The following is a 19,851-nucleotide window of genomic DNA, read 5'->3' on the forward strand; positions in this document are numbered from 1 at the left end:
CGGCCTAAACCGAATTCACGAATGACGAGAAGCGAAACCACCATCATGATGCGCAGCCACTATTGCGGCCAACTGAACGAGAGCCTGGACGGTCAGGAAATCACCCTTTGCGGCTGGGTCCATCGTCGTCGCGACCACGGCGGGGTGATCTTCCTCGACATCCGTGACCGCGAAGGCATGGCCCAGGTCGTGTTCGACCCGGATCGCGCCGACAGTTTCGCCGCCGCCGACCGCGTGCGCAGCGAATACGTGGTGAAGATCACCGGCCGGGTACGTCTGCGTCCTGCTGGTGCGGTCAACCCGAACATGGCTTCCGGCGGCATCGAAGTGCTGGGCTATGAGCTGGAAGTGCTGAACGAAGCTGAAACCCCGCCGTTCCCGCTGAACGAATTCTCCGACGTCGGTGAGGAAACTCGCCTGCGCTACCGCTTTATCGACCTGCGTCGTCCGGAAATGGCCGACAAGCTGCGTCTGCGTTCGCGCATCACTTCGAGCATCCGTCGCTTCCTCGACGAGAACGGCTTCCTCGATGTCGAAACCCCGATCCTGACGCGCGCCACTCCGGAAGGCGCCCGCGATTACCTGGTGCCGAGCCGTACCCACGCCGGCAGCTTCTTCGCCCTGCCGCAATCGCCACAGCTGTTCAAGCAACTGCTGATGGTCGCTGGCTTCGACCGCTACTACCAGATCGCCAAGTGCTTCCGCGACGAAGACCTGCGTGCCGACCGCCAGCCGGAATTCACCCAGATCGACATCGAGACCAGCTTCCTCGACGAGTCCGAGATCATCGGCCTGACCGAGAGCATGATCCGCAAGCTGTTCAAGGAAGTCCTGGACCTGGAGTTCGGCGAGTTCCCGCACATGACCTTCGAAGAAGCCATGCGCCGCTACGGTTCCGACAAGCCTGACCTGCGTATCCCGCTGGAACTGGTGGATGTTGCCGACCAGCTCAAGGACGTCGACTTCAAGGTCTTCGCAGGTCCCGCCAACGATCCCAAGTGCCGCGTCACCGCCCTGCGTCTGCCGGGCGGCGCGAGCATGCCGCGCAGCAAGATCGACGAGTACACCAAGTTCGTCGGCATCTACGGTGCCAAGGGCCTGGCGTACATCAAGGTCAACGAGCGCGCCAAGGGCGTCGAAGGTCTGCAGTCGCCGATCGTCAAGAACATTCCGGAAGCCAACCTGAACGTGATCCTCGATCGCGTCGGCGCGGTCGACGGCGACATCGTCTTCTTCGGTGCCGACAAGGCCAAGATCGTCAGCGAGGCCCTGGGCGCGCTGCGTATCAAGCTGGGTGGCGATTTCAACCTGTACACCTGCGAGTGGGCGCCGATGTGGGTCGTCGACTTCCCGATGTTCGAGGAAAACGACGACGGCAGCTTCACCGCGCTGCACCACCCGTTCACCGCGCCGAAGTGCACCCCGGAAGAGCTGGAGGCCAACCCGGCCACCGCCCTGTCCCGTGCCTACGACATGGTCCTCAACGGTACCGAGCTGGGTGGCGGTTCGATCCGTATCCACCGCAAGGAAATGCAACAGGCAGTCTTCCGTCTGCTGGGCATCGAGGCAGCGGAGCAGGAAGAGAAGTTCGGCTTCCTGCTCGACGCGCTGAAGTTCGGTGCGCCGCCTCACGGTGGCCTGGCCTTCGGTCTGGATCGCCTGGTCATGCTGATGACCGGCGCCCAGTCGATCCGTGAAGTGATCGCCTTCCCGAAAACCCAGAGCGCCGCGTGCGTCATGACCCAGGCTCCTGGCCTGGTCGATGCCAAGGCTCTGCGCGAGTTGCACATCCGTCTGCGTGAACAGCAGAAGGCTGAGTAAGCGGACCGACAAGGCGCATCCCACGGGATGCGCCTTTGCTTTGAGGCACCGGATTTGATTGTGCCTTCCCGCATCGAGGCGGGAGGGCGCGTGATTTTGTTTCAAGGATTTTTGGAGTCAGTTATGGCGGGCCATTCCAAGTGGGCGAACATCAAGCACCGCAAAGAGCGCCAGGATGCCAAGAGAGGCAAGATCTTCACCAAGTGGATTCGTGAGCTGACCGTCGCCGCCAAGCAGGGCGGTGGCGATCCGGGCTCCAACCCGCGCCTGCGCCTGGCGCTGGACAAGGCGCTGGGCGCCAACATGAGCCGCGACATCATCGAGCGCGCCATTGCCCGCGGTGCCGGCACCGCCGAGGCGGACAACGTCGAGGAACTGAGCTACGAGGGTTACGGCCCTGGTGGCGTGGCGATCATGGTCGAAGCCATGACCGACAACCGCAACCGCACCGCCGCAGCCGTGCGTCATGCCTTCAGCAAGTGCGGTGGCAACCTGGGTACCGACGGTTCCGTGGCCTACCTGTTCGAGCGCAAGGGTCAGATCAGCTTCGCCGAAGGCGTCGATGAAGATGCACTCATGGAAGCGGCGATGGAAGCCGATGCCGACGACGTGGTCAGCAATGGCGACGGCTCGTTCGACGTGTTCACCTCGTTCGCCAGTTTCTATGCTGTGCGCGCGGCCCTGGAGGCTGCGGGTTTCAAGGCCGCCGACGCGGAAATCGTCATGCAGCCGACCACCAGCGCCGAGCTGGATCTGGACGGCGCGCAGAAGGTATTGAAGCTGATCGACATGCTGGAAGACCTGGATGACGTGCAAAACGTCTATTCCAATGCTGAAATTCCTGACGAGGTCATGGAAAAGCTCGGCTGAGTTGTTTCTCCGGTTTGTCCGAGGCCGGTCCCGTCTCCAGGCGGGGCCGGCTTTTGTATTTGCAACACGGCGCGGTGACGCGCCCTTTGTCGCGCAGGCGTTATGACTCTGATTCTTGGTATCGACCCCGGTTCGCGGATAACCGGCTACGGCGTGGTTCGCCACAACGGGCGCGGCTGCGAGTACGTGGCTTCGGGGTGCATCCGCACTGGCAGCGGCGAGCTGCATGAGCGCTTGCAGATCGTTTTTCGTGGCGTGAGCGAGATCATTCGCTTGCACGGCCCGGTGACCATGGGCATCGAGCGGGTGTTCATGGCACGCAACCCCGACTCGGCGCTCAAGCTCGGCCAGGCGCGTGGAGCGGCCATCGTCGCCGCGGCCGAGGCCGGGCTGGAAATCGCCGAGTACACCGCCAGTCAGGTCAAGCAGGCCGTGGCGGGCAGTGGCGGGGCCAACAAGGAGGCGGTGCAGATGATGGTCATGCATTTGCTAAAGCTGACCCAGAAGCCGCAGATCGATGCCTCGGATGCCCTGGCTATCGCTCTGTGCCATGCCCATACCCGCTCCAGCCTGGTGCCTCATGGTCTGGGAGTCGCGCGCAGTCGCAACGGACGTCTGCGTCTCTGATAGCATCCCTGCTTTATATGAATGTGCCGACTGGCCTCCAGCCGGCGCTCATGAGAAAGGACCTGAACGTGATTGGACGTTTGCGCGGCACGCTGGCTGAAAAGCAACCGCCGCACCTGATTATCGACATCAATGGCCTCGGCTATGAGCTGGAAGTGCCGATGACCACGCTGTATCGTCTGCCCGCGGTGGGGCAGGCGGTGACCTTGCACACCCATCTGATAGTGCGCGAGGATGCCCACCTGCTGTATGGCTTCCACGAGAAGCGCGAGCGAGAGCTGTTCCGCGAACTGATCCGGCTCAATGGCGTGGGCCCGAAACTGGCGCTGGCGCTGATGTCCGGCCTGGAGGTCGACGAACTGGTGCGCTGTGTTCAGGCCCAGGACACCTCGGCTCTGGTCAAGGTCCCTGGCGTCGGCAAGAAGACCGCCGAACGTCTGCTGGTCGAACTCAAGGATCGTTTCAAGGCCTGGGAAACTGTGCCAAGCATGTTCCAGCTGGTACCGAACGGGCCGACACCGCTGCCGACCGTTTCCACCGCCGAGGCCGATGCGGTCAGTGCCCTGATTTCCCTGGGCTATAAACCCCAGGAGGCCAGCCGTGCGGTGGCTGCCGTGGATGCCAAGGGCCTGAGCAGCGAAGAGCTGATCAGGCGCAGCCTGAAAGGGATGATTTAAGTGATCGAAGCTGACCGTTTGATAACCGCAACCGGCCGTGACCGTGAAGAAGTCCAGGACCGGGCGATCCGTCCGCTGCGCCTGGCCGAATACATCGGTCAGCCGGTGGTGCGCGAGCAGATGGCCTTGTTCATACAGGCTGCCCGTGGTCGTGGCGAATCCCTCGATCACACCCTGATCTTCGGGCCGCCGGGGCTGGGCAAGACCACGCTGGCCAATATCATCGCCCAGGAAATGGGCGTATCGATCAAGAGCACGTCCGGTCCCATTCTCGAGCGTCCGGGTGACCTGGCCGCGCTGCTGACCAATCTCGAACCCCATGACGTCCTGTTCATCGATGAGATCCATCGCCTTTCGCCGGTGGTCGAGGAGGTTCTCTATCCAGCCATGGAGGACTTCCAGTTGGACATCATGATCGGCGAAGGGCCGGCGGCGCGCTCGATCAAGCTGGATCTGCCGCCCTTCACCCTGGTCGGTGCCACCACTCGTGCTGGCATGCTGACCAACCCGCTGCGTGACCGCTTCGGTATCGTCCAGCGTCTGGAGTTCTACAACAACGCCGACCTGGCGACCATCGTCAGCCGCTCCGGGGGAATTCTCGGTCTGCCCATCGAGGATGAGGGGGCTTTCGAGATCGCCCGGCGTGCCCGGGGTACGCCGCGGATCGCCAACCGCCTGCTGCGCCGGGTGCGCGACTACGCCGAGGTGCGGGGCAAGGGCGAGATCACCAAGGGCGTGGCGGACATGGCGTTGAACCTGCTGGATGTCGATGAACGTGGTTTCGATCATCAGGACAGGCGGCTGCTGCTGACCATGATCGAAAAGTTCGACGGTGGCCCGGTGGGCGTCGACAACCTGGCCGCGGCCATCAGCGAGGAACGCCATACCATCGAGGATGTGCTGGAGCCTTATCTGATCCAGCAGGGTTACATCATGCGTACACCGCGGGGCAGGGTAGTGACCCGTCATGCATATCTGCATTTCGGTCTGAATATTCCTATGCGAATGAATGAATCATCTGGTAGCAGTGAATTTTCCGATTTGAGCGATGAATGACAGATCTAATCGGCACTTTTGTGGTCCTATCGGCGGACTGCGATCGACTGCGCTGGCAATACGACATAATCCGTTAAAAACAGTTGGCGGGGCGGATTGGCAAGCTGAGGAGTTAGCACTAGAGTATGCGCGCGCAAAATGGGCTTGAACCGTTCGCACATCGTTTTCGTGTCTATTACGAGGACACCGATGCGGGCGGCGTGGTGTATTACGTCAATTATCTGAAATTCATGGAGCGCGCCCGCACCGAAAGGCTGCGCGACCTGGGCTTTGTCCAGTCGACGCTGGCTCAGCAGAATACCCTGTTCGTGGTCCATTCCGCCGAAGCGCGCTATCACGCGCCGGCCCGTCTGGACGACGAATTGCGGGTGACCGCGCAAGTGCTTGAATTGAATCGTGCCAGCCTGCGCTTCGTGCAGCAGGTGTGGCGCGAAAGTGATGCAACGCTGCTCTGCGAAGGGCAGTTCCTGGTGGCCTGTGTGCGCGCCGATACTTTCAAACCCCGGGCTATTCCCTCCGAGCTGCGAGCGGCCTTCATCGAGGCGGGCAGCCCGGGCATACATACAAACGCAGGAGATTAAGCGTGGAAGCTAACGTCGTCGACCATACCTCCATGTGGAGCCTGGTCAGCAATGCCAGCATCGTGGTGCAGCTGGTCATGCTGGCGCTGGTTGCCGCATCGGTGACTTCATGGATCATGATCTTTCAGCGCAGCACCATGCTGCGCGCCGGTCGTCGTGCCCTGGACAGCTTCGAAGAGCGCTTCTGGTCGGGTATCGACCTGTCCAAGCTGTACCGCCAGGCTGGCAGCAACCCGGACCCAGACTCGGGTGTCGAGCAGGTCTTCCGGGCCGGTTTCAAGGAGTTTTCCCGTCTGCGTCAGCAGCCTGGCGTCGACCCTGATGCCGTGATGGAAGGTGTCGGTCGTGCCATGCGCGTCGCCATCTCCCGCGAGGAAGAAAAGCTCGAACAGAGCCTGCCGTTCCTGGCTACCGTCGGTTCCACCAGCCCGTACATCGGTCTGTTCGGTACCGTGTGGGGCATCATGAACTCCTTCCGCGGTCTGGCGAGCGCGCAGCAGGCTACCCTGGCCACCGTCGCCCCGGGTATCGCCGAAGCGCTGATCGCCACGGCGATCGGTCTGTTCGCCGCGATTCCGGCGGTTATCGCCTACAACCGCTTCTCCGCCCGCAGTGAAGTGCTGATCGGTCGTTACTACACGTTCGCCGACGAGTTCCAGGCCATCCTGCACCGTAAAGTGCACACCAGCGAAGAGTGATCAGGTAGAAGCCCATGGCCCGAGTTCGCCAAAAACGCAAGCCGGTCGCCGAGATGAACGTGGTGCCCTACATCGACGTGATGTTGGTACTGCTGGTCATCTTCATGGTCACCGCACCCATGCTCAACCAGGGCGTGAAGGTCGACCTGCCCAAGGTTTCCAGCGAGGCCTTGCCGCAGGACAACAACGTCCAGGTCCTGACCATTTCGATCAAGGCCGACAAGACCTACTACTGGAACCTCGGCAGCGAAGTCGACACCGACAAGCAGATGGACAAGGCCATGACCTTGCCGCAAATGACCGACGCGGTGACCAAGATCATCGCCGCCGGTCGCGATCAGGGCAAACAGACCCAGGTCTTCATCCGTGGCGACAAGTCCGTCGACTACGGCGCGGTCATGGGCGCCATGGGCGGGTTGCAGAAGGCCGGTGTCGGTAACGTTGGCCTGATTACCGAGGCGCCCTGATGCAACAGCGAGAGCCATCCGCCTCGGAAAGCTACTTCTGGCCCAGCATCTGGGCCATTGCGCTGCACCTCCTGGTGTTCGGCATGCTGTTCGTCAGCTTCGCCATGACGCCTGAGCTGCCGCCGGCCAAGCCTATTGTCCAGGCAACCCTGTACCAGCTGAAGTCCAAGAGTCAGGCGACCACCCAGACCAATCAGAAGATTGCCGGGGAAGCGAAGAAGACCGCTTCGCGCCAGACCGAAGAAGAGCAGATGGAGCAGAAGAAGGTCGAGCAGCAGAAGCAGGAAGCGGTGAAGGCAGCGGAACAAAAGAAAGAAGAGGCGGCTCAAAAAGCCGAGGAAGCTCGCGAGGCTGCGGAAGCGAAGAAGGCCGAGGCGGCGAAGGCGGCTGAAGAAGCCAAGAAAGCCGATGCGGCGAAGAAAGCCGAGGAAGCGAAGAAGGCTGAAGAGAAGCAACTGGCCGATATCGCCAAGAAAAAGGCCGAGGAAGAAGCCAAGAAGAAGGCTGAAGAAGAGGCCAAGAAGCAGGCGGCTGAAGAAGCCAAGAAACAGGCGGCCGAGGACGCGAAGAAGAAAGCGGCCGAGGATGCCAAGAAGAAAGCGGCTGCCGCCGAAGAGGCGAAGAAGAAGGCAGCTGAAGAAGCGAAGAAGAAGGCGGCAGCCGACGCAGCCAAGAAAAAGGCTACCGAAGCAGCTCGCAAGGCGGCGGAAGACAAGAAGGCCCAGGCCCTGGCCGAGCTGCTGTCCGACACCACCGAGCGCCAGCAGGCATTGGCGGATGAGCAGGGCGACCAGGTCGCCGGTGACTTCGACGACCTGATTCGTGCCCGTGCGGCCGAAGGCTGGGCGCGACCTCCTTCAGCGCGCAAGAACATGACCGTGGTCCTGCAGATCAACATGTTGCCGGATGGCACCATCACCAACGTCAGCGTTGCACGCTCCAGTGGTGACGGTCCGTTCGACAGCTCCGCCGTGGCGGCAGTCAAGGGCATTGGCCGCTTGACCGAGATGCAGGGTTTGAAACCGAGCGACTTCGCTCCGTATCGTTCATTCAAGATGACATTCACACCTGAGGACCTAGCCTTGTGATTAACCTTCTTAGAGGACTGCTGGTCGTTCTCTGCTGTGCAGCAGGGATGGCCAACGCGGAAGAAAAGAACATCCTGGTGACCAGCGGCAGCGACCGCGCGGCACCGATCGCGGTCGTGCCGTTCGGTCTGCAGGGCGGCAGCGTGCTGCCCGAGGACATGGCCGACATCATCGGCAATGACCTGCGCAACTCCGGTTACTACGCGCCGATCCCGCGGCAGAACATGATCAGCCTGCCAAGCCAGGCCAGCGAAGTGATCTTCCGCGACTGGAAGGCGCTGGGTGCCCAGTACATCATGGTTGGCAGCATCGTGCCGTCCGGCGGCCGCCTGCAGGTGCAGTACGCGCTGTTCAACGTCGCCACCGAGCAGCAGGTGCTGACCGGCAGCGTGTCCGGCACCGTCGATCAACTGCGCGACATGTCGCACTTCATCGCCGACCAGTCGTTCGAAAAGCTCACCGGCATCAAGGGCGCGTTCTCTACCCGCATGCTGTACGTGACCGCCGAACGCTTCTCCACCAACAGCACTCGTTACACCTTGCAGCGGTCTGACTACGACGGTGCTCGCGCGGTAACCTTGCTGCAATCTCGCGAGCCTATCCTGTCGCCACGTTTCGCGCCGGATGGCAAGCGCATCGCCTATGTGTCCTTCGAGCAGCGTCGCCCTCGTATCTTCGTCCAGCACATCGATACCGGTCGCCGCGAGCAGATCACCAACTTCGAGGGCCTGAACGGTGCTCCAGCCTGGTCGCCTGATGGCAACCGCCTGGCGTTCGTGCTGTCCCGCGATGGCAACCCGGAGATCTACGTGATGGACATGGGCTCGCGCCAGATGACCCGCGTGACCAACAGCCCGGCCATCGATACCGAGCCGTTCTTCGGCAAGGATGGTTCGACCCTGTACTTCACGTCGGACCGTGGCGGCAAACCGCAGATCTACAAGACCAGCATTGGCAGCGGCGGTGCCGAGCGTGTGACTTTCGTCGGCAACTACAACGCCAACCCGAAACTTTCCGCGGATGAAAAGACCCTGGTAATGATTCATCGCCAGGAAGGTTTCACCAACTTCAAAGTTGCCGCGCAAGATCTGCAACGGGGCAGTGTAAAGATTCTCTCGGACACCAACCTTGATGAGTCTCCCACTGTCGCGCCCAACGGCACCATGCTAATCTACGCCACCCGCCAGCAGGGCCGGGGAGTCTTGATGCTCGTCTCTCTCAATGGACGCGTGAGGCTCCCGCTTCCTACCGCTCAAGGCGAAGTCAGAGAACCGTCCTGGTCCCCTTACCTGAACTGATGCGGCGATACACGTTTTACTTAACACACTGGGGTTCATTAGGAGTTTCACGATGGAAATGCTGAAGTTTGGTAAGTTTGCTGCGCTGGCTCTGGCCATGGCCGTAGCTGTAGGTTGCTCCTCGAAAGGCGGTGACAACGCTGGCGAAGGCGCTGTTGATCCGAACGCTGGCTACGGCGCCAACACCGGTGCTGTCGACGGCAGCCTGAGCGAAGAAGCTGCTCTGCGCGCAATCACCACCTTCTACTTCGAATACGACAGCTCGGACCTGAAGCCAGAAGCCATGCGCGCTCTGGACGTTCACGCCAAGGACCTGAAAGGCAACGGCGCTCGCGTCGTTCTGGAAGGCAACACCGACGAGCGCGGTACTCGCGAGTACAACATGGCTCTGGGCGAGCGTCGTGCCAAGGCCGTTCAGCGCTACCTGGTGCTGCAAGGTGTTTCCCCAGCTCAGCTGGAACTGGTTTCCTACGGCGAAGAGCGTCCAGTTGCCACCGGCAACGACGAGCAGTCCTGGGCTCAAAACCGTCGCGTCGAACTGCGTAAGTAATTCGATATGCGAGCGTGCCGTCGTGCTGTAACCGTCCTGGCTCTCGCCCTGCCTCTCATGGCAGCGGCCGAGGTTCCTGTTGTCGATGACAATGCTGGATATAACGGCGCAAGCAGTTATCCACCGGCAGGTTACGGTACGAACGGCGCCTACGCCGGGGGAGGGGTCTCGACCCCTGCCTCGGCGCAGGGCCAGCTTTTCATGCAGTTGCAACAGATGCAGGAACAGATCGATCGGCAGCAGAACACCATCGAGATCCTGCAGAACGAAGTATCCCGCCTGAAACAGGAAGGCCTGGAGCGTTACCAGGACCTGGATCGGCGTATCTCCAGCGGCGCTGCACCAGCACCGTCCGCAACCCCCGAGAATTCCGCTGACGGTGGTGCTCCAGCACCGGCCGCCGGCAATACCGCAGCGCCGGCCAACCCGCCCGCGGCGAGCAGTGAACCGGGCGATCCGGCGAAGGAAAAGCTGTATTACGACGCAGCCTTCGACCTGATCAAGGCCAAGGATTTCGACAAGGCCGCCCAGGCGTTCAACGCCTTCCTGCGCAAGTATCCGAACAGCCAGTACGCCGGCAACGCCCAGTACTGGCTGGGTGAAGTGAACCTGGCCAAAGGCGACCTGCAAGGCGCTGGCCAGGCCTTCGCCAAGGTCAGCCAGCTGTATCCGAAGCACAACAAGGTCCCTGATTCGCTGTACAAGCTGGCCGACGTGGAGCGTCGCCTGGGTCATACCGACCGGGTCAAGGGTATCCTGCAGCAAGTGGTCACCCAGTACCCTGGTACCTCTGCCGCGCAACTGGCTCAGCGCGACCTGCAGAAGCTCTGATTCGCACGCTTTGAAAGAAACCCGCGCCTGTCGCGGGTTTTTTCGTTAGAATCTGCGCCCTTTTTATTGAAACGCTGTCGCGAATAACGCTATGTCGAGTTCGCGACGGTGCCTGACGGAGGCGGACGGCCTGTATCGCTGTCACGCCCGTGGCGACCATGCAAGACACATTACGCATCACCGAAGTCTTTTACTCTCTGCAGGGTGAAACGCGCACCGCTGGCCTGCCCACGGTATTCGTGCGCCTCACCGGCTGCCCGCTGCGCTGCCAATATTGCGACAGCGCCTATGCCTTCAACGGCGGGACGATCCGCACCCTCGACTCGATCCTCGAACAGGTCGCCAGCTACCGACCGCGCTACGTGTGCGTGACCGGTGGCGAGCCACTGGCCCAACCGAATGCCATTCCTCTGCTGCAGCGGCTCTGCGACGCCGGCTACGACGTTTCCCTGGAAACCAGCGGGTCGATCGACATCTCGGCCGTCGACACCCGCGTCAGTCGCGTGGTTGACCTGAAGACACCGGGCTCCGCCGAGGTTCATCGCAACCGCTACGAGAACATCGAGCTGCTGACGCCCAACGACCAGGTCAAGTTCGTCCTCTGCTCCCGCGAGGATTACGACTGGGCGGTGTCCAAACTGATTCAGTACGGCCTCGACAAGCGCGCTGGCGAAGTACTGTTTTCGCCTAGCCACCACCAATTGAACGCCACCGATCTGGCTGACTGGATCGTCGCCGACAACCTGCCGGTTCGCTTGCAGATGCAGTTGCACAAACTGCTCTGGAACGACGAACCGGGACGCTGAGAGGAGCTTGAGCAATGACTGAGAAACGCGCGGTAATCCTGTTGTCCGGCGGCCTGGATTCGGCCACCGTTGTGGCCATGGCCAAGGGCGAAGGCTACAGCTGCTACACCATGAGCTTTGACTACGGCCAGCGCCATCGTGCCGAGCTGAACGCGGCGGCGCGGGTCGCCCGCGACCTGGGTGTGGTGGAGCACAAGGTCATTGGCCTGAATCTCGACGGTATCGGTGGCTCGGCGTTGACCGACAGCAGCATCGACGTGCCGGAAGCGCCCAGTGAAGGCATTCCGGTGACCTACGTCCCGGCACGCAATACCGTGTTCCTCTCGCTGGCTCTGGGCTGGGCCGAGGTTCTGGAGGCGCGGGACATCTTCATCGGTGTGAATGCGGTCGACTACTCCGGCTACCCGGACTGCCGTCCGGAGTTCGTCGAGGCTTTCGAGCGCATGGCCAATCTGGCGACCAAGGCCGGGGTGGAAGGGCAGGGGTTCCGCATTCAGGCGCCATTGCAGAATCTGAGCAAGGCACAGATCGTCCAGGCCGGAATGGCGCGTGGGGTCGACTACAGCCTCACGGTTTCCTGCTATCAGGCGGACGATGACGGCCGTGCCTGTGGCAAGTGCGACAGCTGCCGTCTGCGTGCGGAAGGCTTCGCGGCGGCCGGTGTGCAGGACCCGACCCGATATTTTTGAATTATTTTGCGATGGGGTGTTGATTTCCTGTTAGAAATCAGTATTATACGCGCCATCCAACGGGTCGTTAGCTCAGTTGGTAGAGCAGTTGGCTTTTAACCAATTGGTCGTAGGTTCGAATCCTACACGACCCACCATATGCAAGGTCTGCTGTGAATCCAGGTTCACAGCAGAATGAAATAGCCCGCTACCGGCAACGGTCAGCGGGCTTTTTCGTTCTTGCGCTCCACAAATTCCTGCCTCGCACGATCAGGCGGTACGGTCCGCTCTTCGCTTCAGAGAGTCTCGTTGCTCCTTTGTCCACTCGGATGGCCGTCAGTAGCAGGCCTGTCGGGCAGCTCACTCGATCTCACCGAAGTACTCACTCCCCCCCCTCCATAAGCTGCAGCGGTGCTACATCAGCGCCGGTATGTACTGTATCCCGTTGATTTGTAAGGGCTAAAAATTTCTGTAGCGTGACGTTGCCATTGCTGGTCAAATGATCAGCCTGGGATGTGATCAATTGATCAAGTCATTTGATCGTTTTCTTCTGATTGAGGGGTGAAATGGGCATTTTCACCTTGCTGGCGGACTGACGCTTACGACGAAGTCAATTGAGCGCATGAAGTATCTGTCGATTGACTCGGCGAACCACTGATGCAGTGACGGATAACGCAAAAATATTTCCCGGCCTTGGTGTGGGTATTTGTAGAGGGCAAATATGAGAACAATAATCATAGCTTCGCTGTTGGTTTCCATTGCTGGTTGCGGGATGAATGACCAGCCGTCTCAAAAAGCCAATACGAACTGGGAGTTCCTTGGGAACTCCAGCGAGATGCAGCATTCCTCCGAGTTGAAATCGATCGACAAGGAAACCGTCGCTTCCCTGGGCCTGGCCTGGTGGGTGGACTTGCCTGTCAGCGACGGTCTGGTGGGCAACCCATTGATCAAGGATGGCATCGTCTTTCAAGGGGCACCCAACGGCCAGATAATTGCCAACGATGTAAAAACCGGCAAGCTGATCTGGAACTTCCAGGATGACAATGCGCAGCAAGGCTCGTCTTTCGCAGGGTACTGGGGACGCCGATTCAATCGCGGCGTAGCCTTGAGTGGAAGCAATGTCATCATCGCCTCGGGAGACTGTCGTTTGATCGCCGTCGACCAGCGCACCGGAAAGAAAGTCTGGGAAGCAACGTCGTGCGACTCGGCGGATATGTACGCCATCACTGCTGCGCCGCGTGTGGGTAACGGTCTGGTCTTTACCGGCAACGCCTGTCTCGACACCGGGATGACTCGCGGTTATGTAGATGCCTTCGACGAGAAGAGTGGCGATCACCGTTGGCGCTTCTACACGGTTCCCGACGATCCCTCGAAGCCTCAGTCGGCGTTGTATGAGAACGCTGCCAAAACCTGGGGGAAGGATTGGTACTCGAAGTCTCACGGATGCGGCAGTGCCTGGGATGCCATGACCTATGATCCGCAGCTCAATCTGCTCTATGTAGGCGTCGGTGGACCCGCACCGTTCGATCCGTCGAAACGTGGCGAAGAGGCGGGCGATGAGCTTTTTACCAACTCCATCGTCGCCCTGGACGCCAGCACTGGCGAATACAAATGGCATTTCAAGCAGACGCCTCAAGACGCTTGGAACTATGACTCCAGCGTCGGCATCATGGTTGCCAACATTACCGTGGCAGGGCAATCGAAGAGGGTGGTGCTGAGCGTACCGAAGAGCGGCTTCGCGTATGCACTGGATGCGCAGACCGGCAAGTTCATTTCCGGCGGGGCATATGTGCCAATGGAGTGGGCTTCCGGGTTGGATGCCAACGGTCGCCCTGTCATGCGGCCAGAAGGGCAGTACTGGCTGAATTCCAGCAAGAGTTATATGCAGCTCCCCAATGGCCTGGGTGCGCATGGTTGGGAGGCGTTAGCCTTCAATCCGGACGACGAGACGGTATTCATCCCGGCAATGTCTCAGCCGACGCTGGTCAAGGATGATCCTGATTCCGCGCTCGGTGGCCAGTCGTTCGAACCTGTCCAGCGTTCTGCCGATGGCAAATACGAAACCTATGGTGAAACCGTTGCCTGGGACGTGCGCAAGAATGCCGTGAAGTGGCGCTCGCGCTTGCCGATGCCTACCAACGGCGGCTTGCTGCACACCGCTGGTGGCCTGGTGTTCCAGGGCACGGGAGACGGGCGCCTGCAGGTCCTGGATGATGCGACGGGCAAGACGTTGTGGAGTCATGAGATCGGTGGGGCGGTGCGGGCAGCGCCGTCGACAGTCATGGTCGACGGGGAGCAATACGTTCTGTTGGCGACCGGTACCGGCACGGCGGCAGCGACAGGTTCTCTGAACTCGGACTCCGCTTCCGCACCCAGGGCCAGGACCACGCCGCGTCTGCTGGCGTTCAAGGTTGGCGGCACAAAAGAGTACCCGCCCTTCGCACAATTGCAGAAAGTGCCTGCTCCTCTCACGCCCCGGCAGCCTGAAGAAATGACGGCGATTGGAAAGCAGTTGTTCGAGGGCAGTGCTTGTATCGAGTGCCATGGCTTGCACGGCAATGCTGCAGGCGGGCGTGTGCCCAACCTCATTTACGCCCCGCCACCGAGCTATGAATTCTTCGAATCTGTCGTGCGTCAGGGCCTGCTGTCCAAAGGCGGCGGTGGAATGCCAGCTTTTGCGGACTTCAGCGATGATCAGCTCAAGGCAATCTTTGCCTACCTGATCAATCAGGCCTGGGATGCCCATGAGGGCAAGGGGCCGGTAGAGGGGACTCGCTGAAACACCTTCCGTTTCAGTGGCGCACAAGGAGGTGCGTCGCTGGCGCTGGCAGTCATTCAGCCGCTTCACCGCGGCGAAGCATCGACCGCAATGAGGGAAAAGGGCGAGCAATCAGACCGCCAGTCGCGGTCAAATCAATGATCAATAAAACAACCGGGAGAACTCGTGCCATGTGGACAAAACCCAGCTTCACCGACCTGCGCATTGGATTTGAAGTGACCATGTACTTCGCCAACCGCTGATACTCGCAACATCGCCACGGCAGGGGCTGCTCAGCCCCTGCCAGCTGGCATCCTTTCCAGGAGCACGCCGAGGGTCATATACGGACGGCGCCTGCTCACGGGTGGATCGAAACCTGGTTGCGCCCACCTTTCTTCGAGGCATACAGCGCCTGGTCGGCCCAGGCGATCAGATCGGCATGGCTGTCCGAGGGCTGGCTGAGATCGGCGACGCCGAGGCTGATGGTAAAGCGGATGCTTTGTCCTTCATGCACCACCTCCAGGTTCTCGATCGCCTTGCGCAGGCGCTCGGCAAAGGCTACCGCGCCATGCTTGTCGGTATCCGACAGCACCACGCCGAATTCTTCGCCGCCATAACGTCCTGCCACGTCGGTATCGCGCACGTACTGGCGCAGCATCGCCGCGACCTGCTCGATGACCTTGTCGCCCGCCTGGTGCCCGTAGGTGTCGTTGATGCGCTTGAAGTGATCGATGTCGAACATCACCAGGCTGGTGTGATTGCCGTGGCGCTGATGGCGGGCGTAGGCGACCTTGAGGCTGTCTTCCCAGTGCCCGCGGTTGTACAGGCCGGTCAGGCGGTCGGTGCTGGACAGCTTCTGCAACTGCGCGTTGGCCGACTGCAGCATGTGCCGGTTGGTCGCGACATCGGTCACATCGTAGATCACCAGGCAGAAGTGGCTGATGCTGCTGTCGGTCGAGCGCAGCGGGAACAGCGTGGTGTTCTGGTACATGAAATCTTCCTGCCCGGTGATTGGCTGGTAGTTCTTGAATCGCACCAGATAGGGGCGTTGCTCCCATACCGTGAACGCTGCCGTGCCCAGGGTCGCCACGCTGTCCAGCTTGCGCCGGAACCAGTCGACGTTGACTTCCGGAAACAGGCTGAAGAACGACTGGTTGTGGGCGTCCCTGGGCGGGACCCCGGAACGGTTCTCCATGAAGGTGTTCCAGACCTGGACGCAATGGTCGCGATCGAGCACCACCACGCCGACATCGATGCTCTGCACGATCGCCAGCAGCCAGTGGAACTCGGTCAGATCAATGGGTTTGTTCATGGGCTCAGTTCATCAGGTACGCGAGTTTATGGGTCAGTCGTTCGATGGAGTCTTCGGTGAACAGCAGCAGCAGGTCGAAGCTGATGTCGTGGCCTTCCAGCCTGTAGCTGATCTCTACCGCCAGGGTCTTCTTCCAGCGCCGCTGGTTGACCCGGATAAGCTCCTCGATACCGGCGTGCTGGCCGAGGATCTGCGGGTGGCATTGCGAGAACACCACATCGACCTGCTCGGCGATGCTGCTCAGGCAGGCGCCGATGAGGATGCTGGACAGGTCCAGGAGCATTTCCAGGTCGGAGGACTGGCTGCTCTGGTGCTTCATCAGGCGCGCCATCTCGGCGATTTCCGAGTCGTGGAACATCAGCAGCGCCTCGCCGGCGATACCCCCGCCAATGAAGCCCTGGCACACCGCGGTCAGTTGCTTGCAGCGCCCGGCGTCGGCCAGGGCCATGTGCAGTTCGCCGACCTCCAGGACATTGACGTTCGGCACCGGTAACTGGACGAAGACTCCGAGCACCTCGGCGATCAGCGCCGCAGCCCGCCCCATGGCGACGTTGACCGTCTCGCGGAACACCTCGTTGAAGGTGACGTGGGCGCTGGTCTGTGGGCGATGACTCTGCGCCGCATGTCCAGCCAGGTTGAACAGGCCCAGGCGCTCCAGGGTCTGGCGCAGTTCGGCCTGGTCGAAGGGCTTTTTCAGGAACGCGAGGGCGCCGAGTTCCTGTACCCGCCGCAATGCTTCCTGCTGCACGTCGCCGGAGATGACGATGACATTGCTCTTCAGCCCTTCTTCGCGCAGCGCGTGCAGGACCTGATAGCCATCCATTTCCGGCATGTTCAGGTCGAGCACGACGACCTGGCCCAGGCCCTTGCGAACAGCCTCCATGCATTGCTGGCCATCGCTGGCCTCGGTGATCGACACCGGCCAGTCGGCTGGCAGTGCGCGCAGGACCTGCTTGCGGGCAACGGTGGAATCGTCACAGACGGTTAAGGTAGTCACTGACACAGGTCACGGCTCGTTGTCTGGAGTTGCGGGATGATTTCATTATGCCATAGCCGCACAAAATCTACGCTTACTTGACTAAGGGAAACGCTGAGTACGCAAACGGATTCGCTACGGTTTTCCCTGATCTGGCCATCAGGTGAATGCTGAGTCGCTGTCGATGCACAATGTCATGCACAGTTCGTACTCATTTCGCGAATTTTTGATGAAATCTGCAAAATTTTGCTTTGCGCAATTTCGCGGATTGGCTTGAGTTGGCGTTTTCGCGTGCACGAACGGCATCGTCCTGACAGCCTCCAGTGCGAGACCTGCGCTCAGGGAAACCCTGATCCTTCGCAATCCTTCAGCCTTGCCAGATGAAACGTTTCGTCTATTTGTCGGAACGAGACCTTTGCTGCTGTCAGAGCGACATCAAGCAATGGTATGTTCGCCTGCAGAATGAAGTCGAAATAGTGAATTGATCATGCCTAAAGCGTCCCACCAAGAACTGCGCCGTGCGTTTCGTAAACTCCTTGCTTCCCCTCGCTGTTACCACACCGCTTCGGTGTTCGATCCGATGTCCGCGCGTATCGCCGCCGACCTCGGTTTCGAAGTCGGTATCCTCGGGGGCTCGGTGGCGTCGCTACAGGTACTTGCAGCACCGGATTTTGCCCTGATCACCCTGAGTGAGTTCGCCGAGCAGGCGACTCGCATCGGTCGCGTCGCCCAGTTGCCTTTCATCGCCGACGCCGACCATGGCTACGGCAACGCGCTGAACGTGATGCGCACGGTGATCGAACTGGAGCGCGCCGGGGTGTCCGCCCTGACCATCGAGGACACCCTGCTGCCGGCCCAGTTCGGACGCAAGTCCACCGACCTGATCAGCATCGAGGAAGGGGTGGGCAAGGTTCGCGCGGCCCTGGAGGCCCGTGTCGATCCCGAACTGGTGATCATTGCCCGGACCAATGCCGCGGCCATTCCTACCGAAGAAGTCATCGCCCGCGCCGTGGCTTATCAGAATGCCGGTGCCGACGGGGTATGCATGGTTGGCGTGCGTGACTTCGCCCACCTCGAAGAGATCGCCGCCCACCTGACCGTGCCGTTGATGCTGGTGACCTACGGCAATCCGCAGTTGCACGACGACGTGCGCCTGGCCGAGCTGGGGGTGCGTATTGCCGTGGATGGCCATGGCGCCTACTTCGCTGCGATCAAGGCCACCTACGACTGCCTGCGCGAGCAACGCCGGATCACCAGCTCCGCCTCCGACCTGAGCGCGACGGAGCTGACTCACACCTACACCCAACCCAATGACTACATCGTCTGGGCGCGTGAGTTCATGGACGTCAACGAGTAAGCCTTTTCATCATCCCGCTGCTGTCGGGGCGCCTCCGTGCGTTCCGGCACCGGCCGCCCGATGCTGTAGTAGGTCAGGCCCGCGGCGGCCATCTGCGCCGGTTCGAACAGATTGCGTCCGTCGAACAGCACGCCGTCGAGCAGTTGCTGGCTGACGGTTTCGCAGTCCAGAACGCGGAAGTCCTGCCACTCGGTGACGATCACCAGCGCATTGGCACCGATCAGCGTCTCTTCCTTGTTGTCCAGCAAGCACAGGTCCTTGCGCTCGCCGAACAGGCGGCGGGCTTCGTCGCGCGCCTGTGGGTCGAACGCCCGTACTGTCGCGCCGGCTAGCCATAGCGCGCGGAGCAGAACCAGGCTCGAGGCCTCGCGCATGTCGTCGGTATTCGGCTTGAACGCCAGTCCCCACACGGCAAAGGTCTTGCCGGCCAGGTCGCCGTCGTAATGGTCGAGGATCTTCTCGAACAGGCGGTGCTTCTGCCGTTGGTTGATCGCCTCCACCGCCTGCAGCAGGCGCGGTTGGTATTCGTGCTGCTCGGCAACGCGCTGCAGGGCCGAGAGATCCTTGGGGAAGCACGAGCCGCCAAAACCGCAGCCGGCGTAGATGAAGTCGTAGCCGATGCGGGGATCGGAACCGATGCCGCGGCGCACCGCCTCGATGTCCGCACCCAGGTGTTCGGCCAGGTTGGCCATTTCGTTCATGAACGAGATCTTCGTCGCCAGCATGCAGTTGGCCGCGTACTTGGCCAGTTCGGCGCTGCGCGCGTCCATGGCGATGAACTTGTCGTGATTGCGGCTGAACGGCGCGAACAGGTCGCGCAGCAGGTTCAGGGTGGCCGGACTGGCGCCGCCGATCAGGATGCGGTCCGGGCGCATGCAGTCGAGGACCGCCGAGCCCTCCTTGAGGAATTCCGGGTTGCTGACCACTTCCAGGCGGCTGGCCAGGCTGGTGTCGTTGCGGGCCAGGCGCTGTTTGATCGCATCCACGGTGCCCACGGGCGAAGTGGACTTGTTGACGATGATCTTGTTCCCTTCCGCATGTCGGACGATGCTGTCGACTACCGCGAAAACCTGGCTCAGGTCAGCGCTGCCATCAGGCAGGGAAGGGGTGCCGACCGCGATGAAGATCACCGTGGCGGTCTCGATGGCCCGCGCCGCGTCGGTGGTGAACTGCAGGTGGGCGCTGGCCAGTCCCTTTTTCAGAAGCACGGGCAGGCCCGGTTCGAAGAGCGGACACAGGCCTCTGGACAGGCTCGCCACGCGATCAGCGTCGACATCGACGCAGCACACCGAGTGACCAACCTCGGCAAGGCAGGCGGCCAGGGTCAGGCCGACATAACCGGTACCAAACACTGCAAGTTTCATCGCGAAGCTCCGTTATCAGGCCGATGCGGTTCCTCCCGCCACTCAG

The 19,851-nt window shown here is 61.0% G+C and carries 20 protein-coding genes and 1 tRNA gene; 18 read left to right on the forward strand and 3 right to left on the reverse strand.

Features of this window, described 5'->3' with window-relative positions; genetic code table 11:
- Positions 1-45: 45 nt before the first annotated feature.
- From aspS to pqqA, 17 genes are all read left to right on the forward strand, one after another.
- Entirely contained in the window at positions 46-1,821 is a 1,776-nt protein-coding gene (gene aspS / locus CHB99_RS14095; RefSeq protein ID WP_042122167.1) for an aspartate--tRNA ligase, read from the forward strand.
- Positions 1,822-1,944: 123 nt separating this feature from the next.
- Positions 1,945-2,691 carry a YebC/PmpR family DNA-binding transcriptional regulator gene (locus CHB99_RS14100; RefSeq protein WP_042121809.1) on the forward strand — a complete coding sequence of 249 codons (747 nt, stop codon included), beginning with the start codon at positions 1,945-1,947 and terminating at the stop codon, positions 2,689-2,691.
- A 102-nt stretch (positions 2,692-2,793) separates the two neighbouring features.
- Positions 2,794-3,318: a crossover junction endodeoxyribonuclease RuvC gene (gene ruvC, locus CHB99_RS14105; RefSeq protein ID WP_042121808.1), complete on the forward strand. Its 525-nt coding sequence runs from the start codon at positions 2,794-2,796 to the stop codon at positions 3,316-3,318.
- Between the two features lie 68 nt (positions 3,319-3,386).
- A complete protein-coding gene (gene ruvA, locus CHB99_RS14110) occupies positions 3,387-3,995 on the forward strand; it encodes a Holliday junction branch migration protein RuvA (RefSeq protein WP_042122166.1) in 609 nt (202 codons plus the stop codon).
- Positions 3,996-5,051, forward strand: coding sequence for a Holliday junction branch migration DNA helicase RuvB (gene ruvB / locus CHB99_RS14115; RefSeq protein ID WP_042121806.1), 1,056 nt, complete (start codon positions 3,996-3,998; stop codon positions 5,049-5,051).
- Positions 5,052-5,176: 125 nt separating this feature from the next.
- Positions 5,177-5,632, forward strand: a complete 456-nt coding sequence (gene ybgC, locus CHB99_RS14120; protein WP_042121804.1) for a tol-pal system-associated acyl-CoA thioesterase — start codon at positions 5,177-5,179, stop codon at positions 5,630-5,632.
- 2 nt (positions 5,633-5,634) lie between these two features.
- Positions 5,635-6,330 carry a protein TolQ gene (gene tolQ, locus CHB99_RS14125; protein ID WP_009402105.1) on the forward strand — a complete coding sequence of 232 codons (696 nt, stop codon included), beginning with the start codon at positions 5,635-5,637 and terminating at the stop codon, positions 6,328-6,330.
- Positions 6,331-6,344: 14 nt separating this feature from the next.
- On the forward strand, positions 6,345-6,797 hold the full coding sequence (gene tolR / locus CHB99_RS14130) for a protein TolR (RefSeq protein WP_042121801.1): 453 nt from the start codon (positions 6,345-6,347) through the stop codon (positions 6,795-6,797).
- Positions 6,797-7,885, forward strand: coding sequence for a cell envelope integrity protein TolA (gene tolA, locus CHB99_RS14135; RefSeq protein WP_042121799.1), 1,089 nt, complete (start codon positions 6,797-6,799; stop codon positions 7,883-7,885). Before tolR ends, tolA begins: the two co-directional genes overlap by 1 nt.
- A 47-nt stretch (positions 7,886-7,932) precedes the next feature.
- Entirely contained in the window at positions 7,933-9,183 is a 1,251-nt protein-coding gene (tolB, locus tag CHB99_RS14140; RefSeq protein WP_245655577.1) for a Tol-Pal system beta propeller repeat protein TolB, read from the forward strand.
- Positions 9,184-9,235: 52 nt separating this feature from the next.
- Positions 9,236-9,733, forward strand: coding sequence for a peptidoglycan-associated lipoprotein Pal (gene pal, locus CHB99_RS14145; RefSeq protein WP_042121796.1), 498 nt, complete (start codon positions 9,236-9,238; stop codon positions 9,731-9,733).
- A 6-nt stretch (positions 9,734-9,739) separates the two neighbouring features.
- A complete protein-coding gene (gene ybgF / locus CHB99_RS14150; protein WP_042121794.1) occupies positions 9,740-10,564 on the forward strand; it encodes a tol-pal system protein YbgF in 825 nt (274 codons plus the stop codon).
- Positions 10,565-10,722: 158 nt separating this feature from the next.
- Complete coding sequence (queE, locus tag CHB99_RS14155) at positions 10,723-11,370, forward strand: 7-carboxy-7-deazaguanine synthase QueE (protein ID WP_042122165.1); 648 nt, start codon at positions 10,723-10,725, stop codon at positions 11,368-11,370.
- Positions 11,371-11,384: 14 nt separating this feature from the next.
- Positions 11,385-12,059: a 7-cyano-7-deazaguanine synthase QueC gene (gene queC, locus CHB99_RS14160; RefSeq protein ID WP_042121792.1), complete on the forward strand. Its 675-nt coding sequence runs from the start codon at positions 11,385-11,387 to the stop codon at positions 12,057-12,059.
- 61 nt (positions 12,060-12,120) lie between these two features.
- Positions 12,121-12,196 (forward strand) — tRNA-Lys (locus CHB99_RS14165).
- 614 nt (positions 12,197-12,810) lie between these two features.
- Positions 12,811-14,817 (forward strand): outer membrane protein assembly factor BamB family protein, encoded by a 2,007-nt coding sequence (locus CHB99_RS14170; protein WP_042122164.1) that lies wholly within the window; start codon positions 12,811-12,813, stop codon positions 14,815-14,817.
- A gap of 170 nt (positions 14,818-14,987) precedes the next feature.
- Positions 14,988-15,059 carry a pyrroloquinoline quinone precursor peptide PqqA gene (pqqA, locus tag CHB99_RS14175; RefSeq protein WP_081941331.1) on the forward strand — a complete coding sequence of 24 codons (72 nt, stop codon included), beginning with the start codon at positions 14,988-14,990 and terminating at the stop codon, positions 15,057-15,059.
- Between the two features lie 95 nt (positions 15,060-15,154).
- Here the strand turns inward: pqqA and CHB99_RS14180 are convergent, their stop codons facing one another.
- Together CHB99_RS14180 and CHB99_RS14185 are read right to left on the reverse strand one after the other, a co-directional pair.
- A complete protein-coding gene (locus CHB99_RS14180; RefSeq protein ID WP_042121790.1) occupies positions 15,155-16,108 on the reverse strand; it encodes a GGDEF domain-containing protein in 954 nt (317 codons plus the stop codon).
- Positions 16,109-16,112: 4 nt separating this feature from the next.
- Entirely contained in the window at positions 16,113-17,105 is a 993-nt protein-coding gene (locus CHB99_RS14185) for a response regulator (protein ID WP_377697822.1), read from the reverse strand.
- Positions 17,106-17,571: 466 nt separating this feature from the next.
- On the opposite strand from CHB99_RS14185, the gene CHB99_RS14190 reads away from it, so the two are divergent.
- On the forward strand, positions 17,572-18,441 hold the full coding sequence (locus tag CHB99_RS14190; protein ID WP_042121785.1) for an isocitrate lyase/PEP mutase family protein: 870 nt from the start codon (positions 17,572-17,574) through the stop codon (positions 18,439-18,441).
- Here CHB99_RS14190 and CHB99_RS14195 read toward each other — a convergent pair.
- Positions 18,399-19,805, reverse strand: a complete 1,407-nt coding sequence (locus CHB99_RS14195; RefSeq protein ID WP_084702536.1) for a UDP-glucose dehydrogenase family protein — start codon at positions 19,803-19,805, stop codon at positions 18,399-18,401. The genes CHB99_RS14190 and CHB99_RS14195 overlap by 43 nt on opposite strands.
- Positions 19,806-19,851 lie beyond the last annotated feature (46 nt).

It is taken from the genome of Pseudomonas japonica (assembly GCF_900188455.1).
Classification (GTDB): Bacteria; Pseudomonadota; Gammaproteobacteria; order Pseudomonadales; family Pseudomonadaceae; genus Aquipseudomonas; species Aquipseudomonas japonica.